This is a genomic window from Nitratireductor aquibiodomus NL21 = JCM 21793, from assembly GCF_000615975.1.
GTDB lineage: Bacteria > Pseudomonadota > Alphaproteobacteria > Rhizobiales > Rhizobiaceae > Nitratireductor > Nitratireductor aquibiodomus.
In genome coordinates this window covers 1-16,553 of the sequence record NZ_BAMP01000091.1, presented here as the reverse complement: position 1 = coordinate 16,553, position 16,553 = coordinate 1, and the positions used below count along the sequence as shown (strand labels likewise).

Here is a 16,553-nt window from a genome sequence, read left to right as displayed (position 1 = left end):
ACCAGCAGCGCGTGCGTGAACTGGCCGCCGGGCCGGGCGCGGTGATCCTGTGCGGCCGGTTCGAAGGGGTGGACCAGCGCGTCATCGAGGCGCGCGGCCTCGAAGAGGTATCCGTTGGCGATTATGTGCTTTCCGGCGGCGAGCCGGCGGCCCTCGTGCTTCTCGATGCGGTGATCCGTCTTCTGCCTGGCGTGATGGGCAACGATGCCTCGGGCGAGGAGGAGAGCTTTGAAGGTGGGCTTCTGGAGCATCCGCAATACACCCGCCCCCAGCTTTTCGAAGAAAGGCCAATTCCTGAGGTGCTCCTGTCGGGCAACCACGCCAAGATTGCGGCATGGCGGCGTGCAGAGGCGGAGAGGCTGACACGTGAGCGCCGTCCGGATCTCTGGGCCGCCCTGAACAAAGACAGACAACGAGTTCCTTGACCTGGGTCGGTTGGCAGCGCTTGCAGTGTGTGACAAACCGGAGTATCGAGCATCTTCAATCAGGAGGTGTAGTTTGATTTCCTATATTACGTTAGGGTGTAGGGATCTGAAGCTGGCAGAAAGCTTCTATTCCCCCATCATGAACAAAATGGGTGGCACGCCAGCTTACCGGACGGACAGGCTTCTTGCCTGGAGTCTGGGAGGAAACGGTCCCTTGCTCGTCGTCAACCTGCCTTTTGATGGGGAGGTGGCAACCTATGGTAATGGAGGCATGGTTGCCTTTAAGGTCGAGTCACAGGAAAGTGTGATGGCCTTGCATTCTCTCGCGATCGAGCTGGGTGGCGTCGATGAGGGCGCCCCTGGCCCGCGGGGAAAGTCCTTCTACGGGGCTTATGTGCGCGACCTGGATGGCAACAAACTCAACTTTCACTGTTAGAGTTGAGGCTTGATTCTGCTTGTCAGGTAGGCTATGTGCGCGTACCGCTGTCATGGAGATCCATGACCGTGACCAATCAATGAAGGTGAACTCGCTCCTGCTTCGTTCGCAAGAACGGACACTCCTCAGGCGGTCAGGTGACTGTCGATGAGATGAGCGCTCTGGCACTTCGCAAAGAAGCAAGAGGACACAGAGATGGACATTATCCGTCAGCTCGAGGCCGAGCAGGCCGAGAAGATCGCTGCACAGCGTCAGCTTCCCGAATTCCAGCCAGGCGACACGGTTCGCGTTCTGGTGCGCATCACCGAAGGCACGCGCACCCGTGTGCAGGCCTATGAAGCGTCTGCATCGCCCGTTCCGGTTCCGGCTTCCAGGAAAACTTCACCGTTCGCAAGATTTCCTATGGCGAAGGCGTCGAGCGTGTGTTCCCGATCTACTCTCCGCTCGTCGAGGGCGTCGAGGTGGTCCGCCGCGGTAAGGTTCGCCGCGCGAAGCTCTACTACCTGCGCGATCGTCGCGGTAAGTCGGCCCGCATCACCGAGAACACCAGCGTGCGTGCCCGCCGTCTGAACGACGCCGTCCGTCAGGCCGCTGCCGAAGAGAAGGCCCGGATCGAGGCCGAGAAGGTTGCCGCTGCCGAGGCGCTCGCCGCCGAGAAGGCCGCAGAAGAGGCTGCAAAGGCGCAGGAAGCTGCCGCAGCCGAGAACAACGCCGAATAGATTATCGGCAAGGGAATTTAGAAAAAGGCGCGCTTCGGTGCGCCTTTTTTGCGTCTGATGATCCCGCTGTAACGCTTTTGAGTCCGTCAGGGCTCTTTTACTGGAATACGCTCTGCTTTAAGGAGAACCAATCACCCGGCCGAGCATCGGTCCGCCACAGGGAGATTGGTCATGACGTTGCGTACGTCCCTTCTGGCTGCGTCCTTCGCAGCCACTGCTTTTATGTTCTCAGGATTGTCCACCGCTGCTGCAGAAGACCTGCCCGATCTTCAGGGCCGTGAAGTGGTCGTGGTAACGGAAAACGCCTACCCGCCGCTCCAGTTTATCGACCCCACATCGGGTGAACAGGTCGGCTGGGAATATGATGCGGTGAACGAGATCGCGAAGCGCCTCAACGCCAGTGTGACCTATCAGAACACGAGCTGGGATGCGATGATCCAGTCTGTCGCCGACGGCCAGTACGACATGGGCATGACCGGCATCACCATCCGCGACGACCGCAAGGAAAAGGTGGATTTCTCCGATCCCTATATGCGTTCGGAGATGTTCATGCTCGTGCGCAGCGACGAGACGAACTTCACCGATGCGGAAAGCTTCGCCGCCTATGAGGATGGCCTGATGGGCGCGCAGCCCGGCACCTCGCCCTTCTACACCGCCGTTTATGAGGTGCTCGACGGCGACGAAGCCAATCCGCGCATCAAGCTGTTCGAGACCTTCGGTGCTTCCGTGCAGGCGCTGCGTGCGGGCGATGTCGACGTGGTGCTGACTGACAGCACGGGTGGACAGGGCTATGTGGACGCTTCCAATGGTGGACTGAAACTGCTCGGCGAGCCGCTGGGTTCGGAGGACTTCGGCTTCATATTCGCCAAGGGTTCCGATCTCGTCGCGCCCGTCAACGCGGCCATCGCGTCCATGAAGGCGGACGGTACGCTCGATGCGCTCAACACGAAGTGGTTTCTCGAATACAAAAGGGGCGAGTAAGACGTGGCTGATCCGCGTTTTGCCGGTCTGACCGGCCGCTCATCGAGAAGCGTTTAGTGCCGATGGCGGTGTCCGGTTCCAGACCCGCCACCAAGCGCGATTTCCCCTGGTGGCTTGCAGTCGCCGGGGCCATCGCCCTCGGTGCCGCAGTCCTCATTGCCACCAGTGATCTCTACGCGCAGGTTTTCACGATTGTCTCCAGGGGCATCGGTATCACCGTTTTTGTCACGGTTGTTGGGTTTGCGCTGGCCACGGCAGTCGGTCTTGGCATCGCTCTGATGAGCCTTTCCAGCTCGCTGGCACTCCGGCAGATCGCCCGCTTCTATGTCGAGATCATTCGCGGCGTGCCCGTCCTCGTGCTCCTGTTCTGGATCGCCTTTGCCGGGGTTCCGATTGTGGTGACGGGCTGGAATGCGGTTACCGCGTCTCTGCAGGAAGCCGGCATTCTCGGTGAGCTCAGGGTGCGTGACATCTCGCTTCTGTGGCGCGCCATCATCGCGCTCAGTATCGGCTATTCGGCGTTCATTGCCGAGGTATTCCGTGCCGGCATCCAGTCGGTGGACGAGGGGCAGGTGGAAGCAGCCAAGGCGCTCGGGCTTTCGCGCTTCCAGCGTTTTCGCCTCATTATTCTGCCGCAGGCGATCCGCACCATCCTGCCGCCGCTCGGCAATGATTTCGTGGCCATGGTCAAGGATTCATCCCTCGTCTCGGTGCTCGGCGTTGCCGACATCACCCAGATGGGCAAGATCTATGCGTCGGGCTCGTTCCGCTTTTTTGAGACCTATTCCATCGTTGCCTATATCTATCTCATTCTGACGGTTGGCCTCTCGCTCGCGCTCCGCGCACTTGAGCAACGCATGCGCAGGAGCCAGGCCCAGCGTTAGATCTGAGTGCCGGGAACCTTGGCGGTCCGGGTGCATTCATCTCGCATGGATGCCTTGATCGCCGAATTCGCACCCGCAACCACGCTGCCATGGCAGGTCATCGCAGTGCGGCTTGCGGTTGCGGTCCTGCTTGGCGGCATACTGGGTTTCGAGCGTGAGCTGGCCGACAGGCCAGCCGGCCTGCGGACCCATATGCTCGTGTGTCTGGCTTCTGCGGTTTTTGCCGTGATTGCACTTGAGATCGTGGCGATGCCTGTGTTCAGCGACGATCAGGTACGGGCCGATCCCATCCGCCTTGTCGAGGCGATTACGGCTGGGGTCGCTTTTCTTGCCGCCGGTTTCATTATTTTCAAACGGGGCGAGGTTCGAGGTTTGACCACCGGCGCTGGTATGTGGCTGGCGGCGGCAACGGGTCTTGCCGCTGGACTTGGCCTGTGGACCATCGCCGGGCTTGCCTGTTTTATGGGCGCGCTGGTTCTGGCGCTTATGCGGCGTCTCGAAACGCAGCTCGATCTCAAGCCGCCGAAAAACCACGGCGGAGGGCAGGCCAGCTCTCAGGACGGATAGATTGCCGATCCCATGAAAGGCTGGTATTAGCCGTGTCATGGAAGCACTTTTTGGAAACCCAGCCTATAAGGGCTTTGTTCTGCAGGACGTCAAGCGCCTGCCGAGCCGCTTTTTTGCGCGGGTTTCCGGCTCGCTTCTGAGCCGACTGCCTTAGGCGGACACGCCAACCGGCTCGGCATTCCCTCGCCATCTACCGGGAATGCAACGAGACACAAGATTAGCCGGCCAGCCTTCCATTTCGCTCCGCTAGGGATGAACAAAATGACCAAAGCACGCACGCTCTACGACAAGATTTTCGACGACCATCTGGTCGACCAGCAGGACGACGGCACCTGCCTGCTCTATATCGACCGCCACCTGGTGCATGAGGTGACGAGCCCGCAGGCCTTTGAAGGCCTGCGCATGGCCAGCCGCAATGTGCGCCATCCGGAAAAGACGCTCGCCGTGGTCGACCATAATGTGCCGACCTCGCCTGACCGCAAGTTCGGGATCAAAAATCCCGAAAGCCGCATTCAGGTCGATGCGCTGGCAAAGAACGCAGCCGACTTCGGCATCGAGTATTATGACGCCAATGACGAGCGTCAGGGCATTGTGCACATTGTCGGCCCCGAACAGGGCTTCACTCTGCCGGGCATGACCATCGTCTGCGGTGACAGCCACACTTCCACCCATGGTGCCTTCGGTGCGCTGGCGCACGGCATCGGCACGTCCGAGGTCGAGCATGTGCTCGCCACGCAGACGCTGATCCAGCGCCGCGCGAAGAACATGCTGATCGAGGTGGATGGCGCACTGCCCGAGGGCGTGACTGCGAAGGACATCATCCTCGCCATCATCGGCGAGATCGGCACGGCCGGTGGTACCGGCCACGTCATGGAATATGCAGGTGAGGCGATCCGTGCGCTTTCCATGGAAGGCCGCATGACCGTCTGCAACATGTCGATCGAAGGTGGCGCCCGCGCTGGCCTCATTGCGCCGGACGAGACCACCTATGCCTATATCAAGGATCGCCCGCGCGCGCCGAAAGGCAAGGCATGGGACATGGCGCTCGCCTACTGGGATTCCCTGCGCACCGACGAAGGGGCCGAGTTCGACCGTGTCGTCAAGCTCGACGCCGCCAATCTGCCGCCCATCGTCACCTGGGGCTCCTCGCCCGAGGATGTCGTTTCCGTCACCGGTGTCGTGCCGAACCCGGATGAGATCACCGAGGAGACCAAGCGCCTCTCCAAGAAGCGCGCGCTCGAATATATGGGTCTCACTCCGGGGACGAAGATCACCGACATCGCCGTCGACCGTGTCTTCATCGGCTCCTGCACCAATGGCCGCATCGAGGATCTGCGCGAAGCCGCAAAGGTCGCCGAGGGCCAGAAGGTCAAGGACGGCCTGAACGCGATGATTGTGCCGGGCTCCGGCCTCGTGAAGGCGCAGGCCGAGGCCGAGGGACTGGACAAGATTTTCAAGGCTGCCGGTTTCGACTGGCGTGAGCCGGGTTGTTCCATGTGCCTTGCCATGAACGACGATCGCCTGAAGCCGGGTGAGCGCTGCGCCTCCACCTCGAACCGCAATTTCGAGGGCCGTCAGGGCTTCAAGGGGCGCACGCATCTCGTTTCGCCGGCTATGGCCGCAGCGGCGGCCATAGCCGGGCATTTCGTCGACATTCGGGAGTGGCCCAGGGGCTGACCGTCTATTTAGCTTCGCTGCAGGCGGGAACGTCTGCAGCGGGCATGCCGGCCTTTACAAAGATGTCGGCCAGTCTGATTTCTCCCGTCAGCGGGAAGAAGCGGCCATCGGCTTCGGTTCGCATGTAACTGCGCACCGAAGCCGTTTTCATATCCAGCACACCGCGTCTGCAGCCGCCGGTGATCGAGACGCTGATTGAGCCCTTTCCATCGGTCGCATTTGCTGCGCGCGCATTCCGTGCCTTCGCCTGCGTGTTGCGGAAGCGCTGCATGTCCGGTGCGGCGATCGCGGCGGTGAGAACATGTTCATCGGCCTTCACAGATCGACCAGTCCGGCGGCCGGCGTGGCATTCGTGATCGCCAGCACGAAGTGTTCGTCGAACGCCCTGTTTCGATCATCGCTTTCGAGGGTCATGCGCAGCAAAACATCGCCCCGCTTCAGATGCAGGTTCCTGTCTGCCTTTACAGCTATCGCAATCTCTTTCGGATCGGCGTCGAGCGGGTCGAAACGCGACAGTTCGTAAAGCGTGCGGGGATTGCCCGAAACACAGGCGGAAAGCGCGAGCGCACAGGCGGCGCCGATGATGGCCCTGGCGATAAATTTCTCGAAAAACATCCATATTACCCTTTTCATTGAGAACGATTCGAGATAATTAATTATCGTAAAACATTAATTAATACAATCCGAAGGAGAATCGAATGCATGATGTAGCGCGCCTGCGGCGGCTCAGCCGCCTGATGCAGGCCATTGTGCTGGTTTGTGGAGTTTTCATCGCGGCAGGCGCGGTCTGGTTCTTCGCAGCATCGCTGTCCGATCCCGGACTTTTTGAAACGTTGGTTCGGGACAATCTGTCTCTTTCCGGACCGCTTGCTTTCACCTCGTCCGCGATCGGTGTCACGGCAGCGTTGATCGCGGTTCAGTTTGGCCTGTTGTTCACCGCGCTCTACTGCGTGTGGCGCATGTTCGGCGCCTTTGCGGCAGAGGAGCCGCTCTCAGGCGAATCCGCCCACTGGCTGCGTCACGCCAGCGCTGCCTTTGTCGCCGTGGCAGCGGGCAGCATCGTACTTCGTATGCTGATGATCCTGGCGCTCACCATGGGCAATCCAGCGGGTCAGAAGATGCTCGCCATCGGGATTGGAAGCGCGGAGATGCTCTCGGTTCTCATCGCCTGCATTATGTATATGACCGGGCGGCTCATGGCGCTCGCGGCAGAGGTGCGCGCCGAACAGCGCGATTTCGTGTGAACGCCATGCCGATAATCGTCAATCTCGATGTGATGCTGGCTCGCCGGAAGATGCGTTCAAAGGAGTTGGCCGAGCAGATCGGCATCACCGAGCAGAATGTATCGCTTCTCAAATCCGGCAAGGTGCGCGGTGTGCGCTTCGAAACGCTGGAAAAGATCTGCCAGGCACTCGACTGCCAGCCGGGAGACATATTGGAGTATCAGGCGGAAACGGCTGAGGAATGACGAAACGGGGCCGTGGCGCCCCCCCCCCGGGGGTCCGTCCAGGGGCTGACCCTAGTGGCCCCGGGCGTGTCCCGGTCGTCCGGTTGTCAGCCGATACGCCCTCATTTGCGCAGGCGTGAGACGATATAGCGTGTGCGGCGGTGTATCGAGCGCGTGGAGCCAGAGGGCGGGGTCGACCCCCATCTCATCCAGATGGCGTGAAATGCGCGCGGTCACCAGCTGGGCGTCCGAAAGAGCCTGCCGCGGGTCGGAGAGGCTGCCGGGACTATAGAACTGGTGAAGGGCGATGGTCGCACCGAGCTCCACATGGCGTTCCCTGCCTCCGGCCAGCACCAGCGGACATGAAGACGCGCAGGCCGCGCCTGCCTCGACACTGGTCGAAAGTCCGCGCTGGCGGATCAGCCGGGCCATGGCCATAGCCTCGTTCAGAGAGCCGCCGGGAGAATCGAGTGCGATGGTGGTGATCGGCGAAGCCGAACTTTCAAGCGCATCACGCAGGCGACCGGCGCTCCCGGGCTGAATCATCCCCTTCAGCGCAAGAACTCCGGTGCGGCTTGCCGTCATAGACAGGCTGTGGGCCTCGGGCGTCGGCCGCGAAACCTCTTTTGCGCCTTCCGCCGGCTGTCGCCAGAGCGGGTGCGTGTCCGTTTGACTGTTGCTGTGCGGCAGCAATTGAGTCGCATGTTCAAGCGTTTTGTGCAGGCCCGTCTGCAAACCGCCATGCCTGTCGGCGAGCTCGCGCAGTTCCATGCCGGCCACAACCGCCGTGCCGATGACGGCGCCGAACAGCGCGGCCCGCAACACGGAGCCATCGAGCGCTGCAGCGGGCCGGAAAACCCACCGGCTCGCAAAAGCCCGATCCGCAGTTGTCGCCAGTTGATGGTCCATCGATCGCTGCTAGTCGCAGGGTGCCGTCAGAACGGGCAGTTCACCGTCGGAAAGCCCGTACATGTAGCCGCGGCCCTTCACCAGAACGCCGGCGCTGCAGGGTGCAGAGCGGCGCAGATAGAGCTTGCCGTGGCGGCGTTCCAGATAGGCCGTTTCGCGCGGTGCCTCGATGCCGAGCGCACGGTAGTCGTCGGCAAGATGCCCCTTGCCGACCATGATGCGCTTGAAGCCGGCGCGGCTGTGGATCACCAGGTTTCCATAGGCATCCGCATAGACACGGGCGTTGCCTGCATCATGAAAGCCGCCGGCCAGTGCCGGGGCGGTCGCTGCTGCGGCCGCAAGAGCCGCTGCCACGAAAACAGATCGGAAAGGCATGCACCATCGCTCCTTGAATCTTCGTGGCCCCCTCAAGGCTCATACATTAAGCTTTTCTTAACCTTTGTCACGTCGAGCATGCCGCACCAATATGCCGATTGACAGACGTGGTTAATTTCGGGGAAGGGTGCTCCATGGGCGAGAATCATCAGATCGACATCAATCCGCTGCGCCTCAAGGATGCGCATGCTCTGGCGCCGCTTCTGGCGGCTTACACGCAGTCGCTGAAGCGCGGCGCGCCGCGCCGTCCCGACGACTATTACGCCGAGACCCTGCTGCAGGACCGCGCCGTGGAGGTGGTGGGTGCCAGCCTTGACGGCGAACTGGTGGGCTTTGCACTGTTCTACGACCTGCCGGATCCGGTCTCGGGCATGCGCCACGGCCTGGTGGACCATCTGTTCGTGCATCACGATCATCGCCGCAAGGGCATCGGCAAGGCGCTGGTTGATGTGATCGCCGACCAGGCCGAAGAACGTGGCTGGGCGCGCCTGGCGCTCAATGCTCCGCGTCAGCCGGACGAGGGTCGCAAGCTCTATGAGGCCATGGCCGCGCCCGCCGACTGGACCACGCATGTCATTCGTTTCGACCAGTCCAGCGAACGCACTCCGGATTCGGATCCGCAATAGAGACGGCAGCATGACATTTTCAGATTCGCCCTTATCGCGGCTGCGCAAGCGCGGCCCGTCAGGCCTTTTGGCGGTCGCAGGATGCGCTGTCATTCTGGCCGGCTGTGTCTCCACGCCATCCGGGGAGGCAAAAAAGACCACCACGCTCGCCTTCTCCGGCCCTGTCAAACTGGCCTGCGATGACGGGATGGAGATGACGGTCACTCCAAGGAGCGGCGGCATTTCGGTCGTCAGCCCGCGTGGTGTCGAGATCGACCTTCCGGCTTCGCCGCCGGGGCAAAGCGTGCGCTATGGTGAGTCTCTCTATGCCGTGGTGATCGAGGGCAGCGAGGCATTATGGATGGTCAGTGGCAAGGTTCCGATCACCTGCCGCCGTTAGGGTCATGACCCATGCGAATCGGAAAAAAATGCGTTCAATCGTTTAAAGTCCTGCAATGCCGGTCGTCCCTGCCGCCGGCTGCAATATATTCGGTCAGGGGATTGCTTTTGCGGCTTTGACGCACTGCAAAAACCGCATTAGAAAGCCACAGCCGCAGGGCGCGAGTTCGGGATCCGATGTCGCTCTCGCAACAGCCACCCCGCCGCGCCGGTATCGAATTGGGGAAGCCATGAGCAAATCCACAACTGTAAAGGCCAGGCCACTTTCGCCTCACCTGCAGGTCTATCGTCTCATTCCGACTATGCTGATGTCGATCGTCCACCGCATCACCGGTGGCGCGCTTTATTTCGGGATGGTGCTTTTTGTCATCTGGCTTGCCGCTGCAGCCGGCTCGAAGGAAACCTTCGACACCGTCAATGGCATCTACGGTTCTTGGTTCGGCCGTCTCGTCCTGTTCGGGTTCACCTGGGCCATGATCCATCATCTGGTCGGCGGGCTTCGCCACCTCGTGTGGGATACCGGGCGCGGCCTTGAAAAGGCGACAGCGACGAAAATGGCCAAGGCCACCATCGCCGTCTCTATCGTGCTGACCATTCTGGTCTGGATCATCGGCTATGCCGTTCGTGGAGGGTTTTGATCATGAGCGACATGCGCACACCGCTTAACCGCGTTCGCGGTCTCGGTTCGGCAAAAGAAGGTACGGATCACTTCTGGCGCCAGCGCCTCACGGCCATCGCCAACATTCCGCTTGTCATCTTCTTCATCGGCTTCGTCATCGCCAACAATGGCGCTTCCTATGAAGAGGTCCGCGCAGCGATCGCCAATCCGGTCATCACGGTGCTTCTGGCCTTCGCGGTCCTGTCGGTGCTCTACCACATGAAGCTCGGCATGCAGGTCATCGTTGAGGACTATGTCCACGGCGAGGGCAGCAAGGTCGCGCTCCTGATCGGCAACATCTTCTTCACCCTCATTCTGGGCGTCGTTTCTCTCCTCGCCCTCGTCAAGATCGCCCTCGGAGGCTGAACCCGGTTATGGCAAAGGCAACAGATAAAAAGGCGGCAGACGCCTACACCTATGTCGACCACAAGTTCGACGTCGTCGTCGTCGGTGCCGGCGGCGCTGGCCTGCGCGCCACGCTCGGCATGGCCGAGCAGGGGCTCAAGACGGCCTGCATCACCAAGGTCTTCCCGACCCGCTCCCACACGGTGGCGGCGCAGGGCGGCATCGCCGCTTCGCTCAAGAACATGGGGCCCGACCACTGGCAGTGGCACCTTTACGACACGGTAAAGGGCTCCGACTGGCTCGGCGATGTCGATGCCATGGAATATCTCGCCCGTGAGGCGCCCGCCGCCGTCTACGAGCTCGAGCATTACGGCGTGCCCTTCTCGCGCACCGAGGAAGGCAAGATCTACCAGCGTCCCTTCGGCGGCCACATGCAGAATTTTGGCGATGGCCCGCCCGTACAGCGCACCTGTGCCGCGGCAGATCGCACCGGTCATGCCATCCTGCACACGCTCTATGGCCAGTCCGTCAAGAATCACGCCGAATTCTTCATCGAGTATTTTGCGCTCGATCTCATCATGTCCGATGATGGTGTCTGCACCGGCGTCGTGGCGTGGAATCTTGAAGACGGCACGATCCATCGCTTCTCCGCCAAGATGGTGGTGCTGGCGACGGGCGGTTATGGCCGCGCCTATTTCTCCTGCACCTCCGCCCACACCTGCACGGGCGACGGCAATGGTATGATTGCCCGCGCCGGCCTGCCGCTGCAGGACATGGAGTTCGTGCAATTCCACCCGACCGGCATTTATGGGGCGGGCTGCCTCATCACCGAGGGTGTGCGCGGCGAGGGTGGCTATCTGGTCAACTCCGAGGGCGAGCGCTTCATGGAGCGTTATGCGCCATCGGCCAAGGATCTTGCCTCGCGTGACGTGGTTTCGCGCTGCATGACCATGGAGATCCGTGAAGGCCGTGGCGTCGGCAAGAACAAGGATCACATCTTCCTGCATCTCGATCATCTGGATCCGGCGGTCATCCATGAGCGCCTGCCGGGCATCGCCGAATCGGCCCGCATCTTCGCCGGTGTCGATGTGACGCGCGAACCGATCCCGGTCCTGCCGACGGTTCACTACAATATGGGCGGCATCCCGACCAACTATTGGGGTGAGGTGCTGAACCCGACGAAGGACAATCCCGATGCGGTAGCGCCCGGCCTGATGGCCGTCGGCGAGGCGGCCTGTGCCTCCGTGCATGGTGCCAACCGTCTGGGCTCCAACTCGCTGATCGATCTTGTGGTCTTTGGCCGCGCCGCGGCCATTCGCGCCGGTGAGGTGGTCGACCGTGATGCTCCGGTTCCGGCGCTCAACGAAGCGGCCTGCGACAGGATCATGGAGCGTTTCGACCGTCTGCGCCATGCATCCGGCTCCACGCCCACGGCGGAGCTGCGCGAGAAGATGCAGCGCGCCATGCAGGAAGACGCTGCCGTTTTCCGCACGCAGGAATCGCTGGAGCAGGGCTGCGAGCGCATCAGCGCCGTCTGGAAAGAGCTTCCCGACGTCAAGGTCTCCGACCGCTCGATGATCTGGAATTCGGATCTCATGGAGACGCTGGAGCTGGAAAACCTGATGGCCAACGCCATCACCACGGTCTATGCCGCCGAGGCGCGCAAGGAGAGCCGTGGCGCCCATGCCCGCGAGGACTACAAGGATGGTCCGATGGGCGGCCGCAACGACGAGGACTGGCGCAAGCACACGCTGTCCTGGGTCGATGAGGCCGGCAAGGTGACGCTCGACTATCGTCCCGTCCACACCGACCCGATGCTGAGGCCGGAAGACGGCGGCATCGATCCCAAGAAAATCGCGCCCAAGGCGCGGGTCTACTGAGGCGAGGAAATCATGGTTGAAATCACCCTTCCCAAGAATTCCCGCGTCAAGGAGGGCAAGGTCTGGCCGAAGCCCGAGGGCGCGACCAACCTGCGCGAATACAAGATCTATCGCTGGTCGCCGGATGATGAAGAAAACCCGCGTGTCGATACCTATTATATCGACATGGATGATTGCGGACCGATGGTCCTCGATGGGCTGATCTACATCAAGAACAAGATCGACCCGACGCTGACCTTCCGCCGTTCCTGCCGCGAGGGTATCTGCGGGTCCTGCGCGATGAACATCGACGGCACCAACACGCTGGCCTGCACCAAGGGCATGGATGAGGTGGCGCAGGATGCGGTGAAGATCTATCCGCTGCCGCACATGCCGGTGGTCAAGGATCTGGTGCCGGATCTTTCCGTGCCCTATGCGCAGCTTTCCTCCATCGAGCCGTGGCTGCAGACGATCACGCCGGAGCCCGCGACCGAGTGGAAGCAGAGCCATGAGGACCGCACCAAGCTTGACGGGCTTTACGAGTGCATCCTGTGCTTCTGCTGCCAGACCTCGTGCCCGAGCTACTGGTGGAACGGCGAGCGCTATCTCGGCCCCGCCGTTCTGCTTCAGGCCTATCGCTGGCTGATCGATTCGCGCGACGAGAAGACGGGCGAGCGTCTCGACAATCTGGAAGATCCCTTCCGGCTCTATCGTTGCCACACGATCATGAACTGCACCCAGGCCTGCCCCAAGGGCCTGAACCCGGCCAAGGCCATTGCCAACATCAAGAAGATGATGGTCGAACGCCGCGTCTGACACTGTCTCTCCTCCCTGCGCCTGCGTGTCATGGCAGGGAGGATGACGGCCCTCTCCGGTTTCAATCACCTCACGCAAGCGTGTAGCGGCTTGATTTGAATTTGCCGCCCCGCGCGGTAGCTCTGTGCGGGAACACAGGAGAGACATTCATGTTGCGACGTTCCCTTTTGGCTGCTGCCTTTTCCCTCACCGCCATGGTGGCGGTTTCGCAGCCGGCATCGGTGGAAAAACAGTCGGCCATTTTCGCCGGTGGCTGCTTCTGGTGTGTCGAGGCGGATTTCGACAAGGTTCCTGGCGTGCTCGACACCGTATCGGGCTATGCCGGCGGCAACACGGAGAACCCCACCTACCGCAACCACACTTCGGGTGGACACCGCGAGGTGGTGAAGATCGATTTCGACGACGAGAAGGTCAGCTATGACCGACTTCTCGAAATCTTCTTTCGCTCGGTCGACCCGACCGATGCCGGGGGGCAGTTCTGCGACCGTGGCGAGAGTTACACCACCGCAATCTATGCACTCGACGAAGATCAGAAAGCAGCCGCGGAAAAGGCCAGGCAGGATGCGGGAAACGCTCTTGGCGGCAAGGTGGTCACGCCGGTTCTCGGTGCGGTAAAATTCTGGCCCGCGGAGGATTACCACCAGAACTACTATCAAAGCGATGAGCGCATCCTCACCCGTTTCGGACTGGTGAAAAAGTCCGACGCCTACAAGGGCTATCGCAAGGGCTGCAACCGCGATGCCCGCGTTCGGCAGGTCTGGGGCGAGGCGGCTTTCACGGGAATCAAGTAGTTTCCAATCCGGCAGGGCGGGGCGGGTCGTTTCCCGCCCATCGCTCAGGTATCGGCCTGGACCTCACTCCACAGGGCTTTTCCGCGCTGCGTTGATCCGCTCAAACGCGATCTCCGCTGCCACATCGTTGGTCGGACGCTTCTGCGCATCCGCTCGTGCGAAAATGTCGGTGAGCGTTTCGGGAATCTTTGCCACTTTCGCCATGATCGCCTCGCGGTCATAGCCGCCGGGTGCAAGCTCGGCTGCGACATTCAAAAGCCCGCCTGCATTGATGACGTAATCCGGCGCATAGAGCACATAGCGCTCCATCAGAAGCCGGGCATCCTCATGCCGCACCAGTGGATTGTTGGCCGCACCCGCAACGATCCTCGCGCCAAGCAGCGGGATCGTTTCGGCTGAAAGAACGCCGCCCAGCGCGCAGGGCGCAAACACGTCTGCTTTCACCTTCACAATCTCGTCCAGCGCAACCGGTGTCGCGCCGAATGCCTCTGTCGCCTGTTCCATGCGGGCGGCGTCGATGTCGGTCACCGAAAGCTGCGCGCCTTCCGCGTGAAGCTTTTCGCACACTGTCCAGCCGACCGAACCCAGCCCCTGCACCGCCACATGCACGCCATCGAGCGTGGTGACGCCACGATGCTTCAGTGCCGCCTTCAGGCCAAGGAAGACGCCATGCGCCGTCACCGGAGAGGGATTGCCGCTGCCGCCCACCGTGGTGCCGGTGACATTGGGCGTGCGTGCGCGCAGAAAATCCGCGTCGGCGACCGTGAAGCCAACATCCTCGCCGGTGAAATACTGGCCGTTCAGTGCCGCCAGCATTTCCGCATAGGCTTCCAGAAGGGCCGGCGTCTTGTCGGTTCTGGAATTGGCGATGATGAGCGCCTTGCCGCCGCCGAAATCCATGCCGGCCACGGCAGACTTGAAGGTCATGCCGCGCGAGAGGCGCAGCACGTCGGTCAGGGCCGCCTCAAAAGTCTCGTGCGGCCACACGCGTGTGCCGCCAAGGCCGGGACCAAGTATGGTGTTGTGAATGGCCACGATGGCGTTGAGGCCACGTTCCTCGTCGCGGCCGTGCCAGACGCGTTCGTGATTTTCGAACGCGTCCAGCTTCGCGGCCTCGGCCGTGATGTCGGTGATCGTCAGTGTGGATTTCTGCGCCGCGGTCTTCAATGTTCGCGGTGTCTGGGTCTGCAGCATGTCATTCCTCCCGAACGACTTGTTTCGTAAGGAAATTCTATCCGCATCACCCGATTTTTGGTTGCGAAGTCTCGCCATCGAACGACCTTCCATTGCGCCGACCGACGGTTTTCATCGCGAAAGTGTCGTCAGCCGTATCTGGCGTCCAGCGTGATCTCGATGGCGCCCAGCGCCTTGGAGACCGGGCAGGAGGCCTTTGCCTTCTCGGCGATCTCGACGAATTTCGCCTCATCGAGATCGGGAACGCTGCCCACCAGCGTGAGCGCGCTTTTGGTGATCTCGAAGCCGCCGCCTTGTGCCGGCTGAACGGTCACGTCCGAGCGCACATCCAGCTTGTCGGCGGGCGTTCCGCCCTCGGCCAGCATGTGCGAGAGCTGCATCGCGAAACACCCCGCATGCGCCGGCGATGAGCTCTTCGGGGTTGGTGCCTGCCTTGCCGCTTTCATCCTCGAACCGCGCCTTGAAGCCGAGCGGGAGGGCCGAAAGCGCGCCGCTCTGGCTGTCGAGGCTGCCTGAGCCCTCGACCAGCGATCCCTTCCAGGTGACGTTCGCATGCCGTTTCATAGCCATGGTCTTCTCCTCGTTGAGATAGAGCATCGGACCGAAAAGTGGAATCCGGTTTTCGGATCGTTCCGATGCTCCTTCAATAGTTTAGATCGTCCTTTGTGCGTCCGGATGGACGCACGGCGATCTAGTGCGTTGACGTGAAAAGGCTAGATCGCCTCTCCGCGCAGCAGCCTCGGCGTGCCGGGGGCCAGTCCCGAAGCTGCTGGATGAAGTAACGCTTCATGGCCGGCATTCGTTCAACCAGACCGAGGCCAAAATCGCGGAGCGCCCGCACAGGGCCGATATCGTTGGAGAAGAGCCGGTTCAGAACGTCGGTCGTCACGCCCATCTGAACCGTGTCGAAACGCCGCCAGCGCTCGTAGCGCTGCAACACGTCGAGCGCGCCGATGTCCTCGCCCAGCCGCTCGGCTTCCACGATCACTTCGGCAAGTGCGGCCGCGTCCTTGAAGCCCAGATTGAGCCCTTGTCCGGCGATGGGGTGGATGCCGTGTGCCGCATCGCCCGCCAGTGCGAAGCGCGGCTTCACGAACTCCCGCGCCAGCGTCAGCCCCAACGGCCAGGCGCGGCGTGGGCCTTCCACGCGGATCTCGCCCAGTTTGAGGCCGAAGCGCAGTTCCAGTTCCTGCTCGAAAACGAGATCGTCCTCGCTCACCAGCCGCTCCGCGTCCTCCGTGCGCTCCGTCCAGACGATCGACGAGCGGTTGCCGGTCAGCGGCAGGGTGGCAAACGGGCCGGCGGGCAGGAAATGCTCCTCGGCGCGGCCATTGTGCGGGCGTTCGTGGGCGACAGTGCAGACAATGCCCGACTGGCCGTAATCCCACTTCACAGTCTTGATGCCGGCCATGTCGCGCAGGCGCGAGCGCACGCCGTCGGCGGCGATCAGCAGTCGCGTGCGGCAT

The 16,553-nt window shown here is 61.7% G+C and carries 20 protein-coding genes and 3 pseudogenes; 16 read left to right on the top strand and 7 right to left on the bottom strand.

All coding sequences use genetic code 11. From position 1 onward, the window contains the following. From trmD to leuC, 7 genes and pseudogenes are all read left to right on the top strand, one after another. A partial coding sequence (gene trmD / locus JCM21793_RS19025; RefSeq protein WP_025031378.1) for a tRNA (guanine(37)-N(1))-methyltransferase occupies positions 1-425 on the top strand: 425 nt, incomplete at its 5' end. 73 nt (positions 426-498) lie between these two features. Further along, positions 499-861, top strand: a complete 363-nt coding sequence (locus tag JCM21793_RS19020; protein ID WP_025031377.1) for a VOC family protein — start codon at positions 499-501, stop codon at positions 859-861. 195 nt (positions 862-1,056) lie between these two features. After that, a pseudogene (rplS, locus tag JCM21793_RS27030) lies at positions 1,057-1,580 on the top strand (50S ribosomal protein L19). 171 nt (positions 1,581-1,751) lie between these two features. After that, the gene (locus tag JCM21793_RS19010) at positions 1,752-2,561 is read left to right on the top strand and encodes a transporter substrate-binding domain-containing protein (RefSeq protein ID WP_025031376.1); all 810 of its coding nucleotides are present in this window, start codon (positions 1,752-1,754) and stop codon (positions 2,559-2,561) included. Positions 2,562-2,623: 62 nt separating this feature from the next. After that, complete coding sequence (locus tag JCM21793_RS19005) at positions 2,624-3,445, top strand: amino acid ABC transporter permease (protein WP_025031375.1); 822 nt, start codon at positions 2,624-2,626, stop codon at positions 3,443-3,445. Positions 3,446-3,490: 45 nt separating this feature from the next. Further along, positions 3,491-4,012 carry an MgtC/SapB family protein gene (locus tag JCM21793_RS19000; protein WP_025031374.1) on the top strand — a complete coding sequence of 174 codons (522 nt, stop codon included), beginning with the start codon at positions 3,491-3,493 and terminating at the stop codon, positions 4,010-4,012. Positions 4,013-4,273: 261 nt separating this feature from the next. Next, positions 4,274-5,689, top strand: coding sequence for a 3-isopropylmalate dehydratase large subunit (leuC, locus tag JCM21793_RS18990; protein WP_025031373.1), 1,416 nt, complete (start codon positions 4,274-4,276; stop codon positions 5,687-5,689). A 4-nt stretch (positions 5,690-5,693) separates the two neighbouring features. Here the strand turns inward: leuC and JCM21793_RS18985 are convergent, their stop codons facing one another. After that, positions 5,694-6,008, bottom strand: a complete 315-nt coding sequence (locus JCM21793_RS18985; RefSeq protein ID WP_025031372.1) for a hypothetical protein — start codon at positions 6,006-6,008, stop codon at positions 5,694-5,696. Beyond that, positions 6,005-6,304: a hypothetical protein gene (locus JCM21793_RS18980; protein ID WP_025031371.1), complete on the bottom strand. Its 300-nt coding sequence runs from the start codon at positions 6,302-6,304 to the stop codon at positions 6,005-6,007. Before JCM21793_RS18980 ends, JCM21793_RS18985 begins: the two co-directional genes overlap by 4 nt. Before the next feature lie 83 nt (positions 6,305-6,387). On the opposite strand from JCM21793_RS18980, the gene JCM21793_RS18975 reads away from it, so the two are divergent. Continuing rightward, a complete protein-coding gene (locus JCM21793_RS18975; protein ID WP_025031370.1) occupies positions 6,388-6,933 on the top strand; it encodes a DUF2975 domain-containing protein in 546 nt (181 codons plus the stop codon). Between the two features lie 5 nt (positions 6,934-6,938). Beyond that, positions 6,939-7,157, top strand: coding sequence for a helix-turn-helix domain-containing protein (locus JCM21793_RS18970; protein ID WP_025031369.1), 219 nt, complete (start codon positions 6,939-6,941; stop codon positions 7,155-7,157). Between the two features lie 51 nt (positions 7,158-7,208). Here JCM21793_RS18970 and JCM21793_RS18965 read toward each other — a convergent pair whose 3' ends face one another. Next, complete coding sequence (locus JCM21793_RS18965) at positions 7,209-8,045, bottom strand: COG3904 family protein (RefSeq protein WP_025031368.1); 837 nt, start codon at positions 8,043-8,045, stop codon at positions 7,209-7,211. A 9-nt stretch (positions 8,046-8,054) separates the two neighbouring features. Next, positions 8,055-8,420 carry a hypothetical protein gene (locus tag JCM21793_RS18960; RefSeq protein WP_025031367.1) on the bottom strand — a complete coding sequence of 122 codons (366 nt, stop codon included), beginning with the start codon at positions 8,418-8,420 and terminating at the stop codon, positions 8,055-8,057. A gap of 134 nt (positions 8,421-8,554) precedes the next feature. On the opposite strand from JCM21793_RS18960, the gene JCM21793_RS18955 reads away from it, so the two are divergent. From JCM21793_RS18955 to msrA, 7 genes are all read left to right on the top strand, one after another. After that, positions 8,555-9,046, top strand: coding sequence for a GNAT family N-acetyltransferase (locus JCM21793_RS18955; RefSeq protein ID WP_007008323.1), 492 nt, complete (start codon positions 8,555-8,557; stop codon positions 9,044-9,046). A 10-nt stretch (positions 9,047-9,056) separates the two neighbouring features. Next, on the top strand, positions 9,057-9,425 hold the full coding sequence (locus JCM21793_RS18950) for a hypothetical protein (RefSeq protein WP_007008324.1): 369 nt from the start codon (positions 9,057-9,059) through the stop codon (positions 9,423-9,425). A gap of 229 nt (positions 9,426-9,654) precedes the next feature. After that, the gene (gene sdhC / locus JCM21793_RS18945; protein WP_025031366.1) at positions 9,655-10,062 is read left to right on the top strand and encodes a succinate dehydrogenase, cytochrome b556 subunit; all 408 of its coding nucleotides are present in this window, start codon (positions 9,655-9,657) and stop codon (positions 10,060-10,062) included. Between the two features lie 2 nt (positions 10,063-10,064). Next, positions 10,065-10,448 carry a succinate dehydrogenase, hydrophobic membrane anchor protein gene (gene sdhD, locus JCM21793_RS18940; protein ID WP_007008326.1) on the top strand — a complete coding sequence of 128 codons (384 nt, stop codon included), beginning with the start codon at positions 10,065-10,067 and terminating at the stop codon, positions 10,446-10,448. Between the two features lie 8 nt (positions 10,449-10,456). After that, positions 10,457-12,307, top strand: a complete 1,851-nt coding sequence (gene sdhA, locus JCM21793_RS18935; RefSeq protein ID WP_025031365.1) for a succinate dehydrogenase flavoprotein subunit — start codon at positions 10,457-10,459, stop codon at positions 12,305-12,307. A 12-nt stretch (positions 12,308-12,319) separates the two neighbouring features. After that, the gene (locus tag JCM21793_RS18930; RefSeq protein ID WP_007008328.1) at positions 12,320-13,102 is read left to right on the top strand and encodes a succinate dehydrogenase iron-sulfur subunit; all 783 of its coding nucleotides are present in this window, start codon (positions 12,320-12,322) and stop codon (positions 13,100-13,102) included. 149 nt (positions 13,103-13,251) lie between these two features. Next, the gene (gene msrA, locus JCM21793_RS18925) at positions 13,252-13,893 is read left to right on the top strand and encodes a peptide-methionine (S)-S-oxide reductase MsrA (RefSeq protein WP_025031364.1); all 642 of its coding nucleotides are present in this window, start codon (positions 13,252-13,254) and stop codon (positions 13,891-13,893) included. Between the two features lie 63 nt (positions 13,894-13,956). Here the strand turns inward: msrA and JCM21793_RS18920 are convergent, their stop codons facing one another. The 3 genes and pseudogenes from JCM21793_RS18920 to JCM21793_RS27020 form a co-directional block, all read right to left on the bottom strand. Further along, on the bottom strand, positions 13,957-15,087 hold the full coding sequence (locus tag JCM21793_RS18920; protein WP_025031363.1) for a Glu/Leu/Phe/Val family dehydrogenase: 1,131 nt from the start codon (positions 15,085-15,087) through the stop codon (positions 13,957-13,959). A 128-nt stretch (positions 15,088-15,215) separates the two neighbouring features. Further along, a pseudogene (locus JCM21793_RS27025) lies at positions 15,216-15,651 on the bottom strand (OsmC family protein). Between the two features lie 149 nt (positions 15,652-15,800). Then, a pseudogene (locus JCM21793_RS27020) lies at positions 15,801-16,553 on the bottom strand (FAD-dependent monooxygenase); the annotation flags it as partial.

Excerpts from the sequence above, each read along its gene's own strand:
- JCM21793_RS18970 (WP_025031369.1), top strand. The coding sequence starts at position 6,939 with ATGCCGATAATCGTCAATCTCGATGTGATGCTGGCTCGCCGGAAGATG.
- sdhA (WP_025031365.1), top strand. The coding sequence starts at position 10,457 with ATGGCAAAGGCAACAGATAAAAAGGCGGCAGACGCCTACACCTATGTC.
- JCM21793_RS18930 (WP_007008328.1), top strand. The coding sequence starts at position 12,320 with ATGGTTGAAATCACCCTTCCCAAGAATTCCCGCGTCAAGGAGGGCAAG.
- JCM21793_RS19000 (WP_025031374.1), top strand. The coding sequence starts at position 3,491 with ATGGATGCCTTGATCGCCGAATTCGCACCCGCAACCACGCTGCCATGG.
- JCM21793_RS18960 (WP_025031367.1), bottom strand. The coding sequence starts at position 8,420 with ATGCCTTTCCGATCTGTTTTCGTGGCAGCGGCTCTTGCGGCCGCAGCA.
- JCM21793_RS18950 (WP_007008324.1), top strand. The coding sequence starts at position 9,057 with ATGACATTTTCAGATTCGCCCTTATCGCGGCTGCGCAAGCGCGGCCCG.
- sdhC (WP_025031366.1), top strand. The coding sequence starts at position 9,655 with ATGAGCAAATCCACAACTGTAAAGGCCAGGCCACTTTCGCCTCACCTG.
- sdhD (WP_007008326.1), top strand. The coding sequence starts at position 10,065 with ATGAGCGACATGCGCACACCGCTTAACCGCGTTCGCGGTCTCGGTTCG.
- JCM21793_RS19010 (WP_025031376.1), top strand. The coding sequence starts at position 1,752 with ATGACGTTGCGTACGTCCCTTCTGGCTGCGTCCTTCGCAGCCACTGCT.
- JCM21793_RS18965 (WP_025031368.1), bottom strand. The coding sequence starts at position 8,045 with ATGGACCATCAACTGGCGACAACTGCGGATCGGGCTTTTGCGAGCCGG.
- JCM21793_RS18920 (WP_025031363.1), bottom strand. The coding sequence starts at position 15,087 with ATGCTGCAGACCCAGACACCGCGAACATTGAAGACCGCGGCGCAGAAA.
- leuC (WP_025031373.1), top strand. The coding sequence starts at position 4,274 with ATGACCAAAGCACGCACGCTCTACGACAAGATTTTCGACGACCATCTG.
- JCM21793_RS18975 (WP_025031370.1), top strand. The coding sequence starts at position 6,388 with ATGCATGATGTAGCGCGCCTGCGGCGGCTCAGCCGCCTGATGCAGGCC.
- JCM21793_RS19005 (WP_025031375.1), top strand. The coding sequence starts at position 2,624 with ATGGCGGTGTCCGGTTCCAGACCCGCCACCAAGCGCGATTTCCCCTGG.
- JCM21793_RS18980 (WP_025031371.1), bottom strand. The coding sequence starts at position 6,304 with ATGTTTTTCGAGAAATTTATCGCCAGGGCCATCATCGGCGCCGCCTGT.
- JCM21793_RS18955 (WP_007008323.1), top strand. The coding sequence starts at position 8,555 with ATGGGCGAGAATCATCAGATCGACATCAATCCGCTGCGCCTCAAGGAT.
- msrA (WP_025031364.1), top strand. The coding sequence starts at position 13,252 with ATGTTGCGACGTTCCCTTTTGGCTGCTGCCTTTTCCCTCACCGCCATG.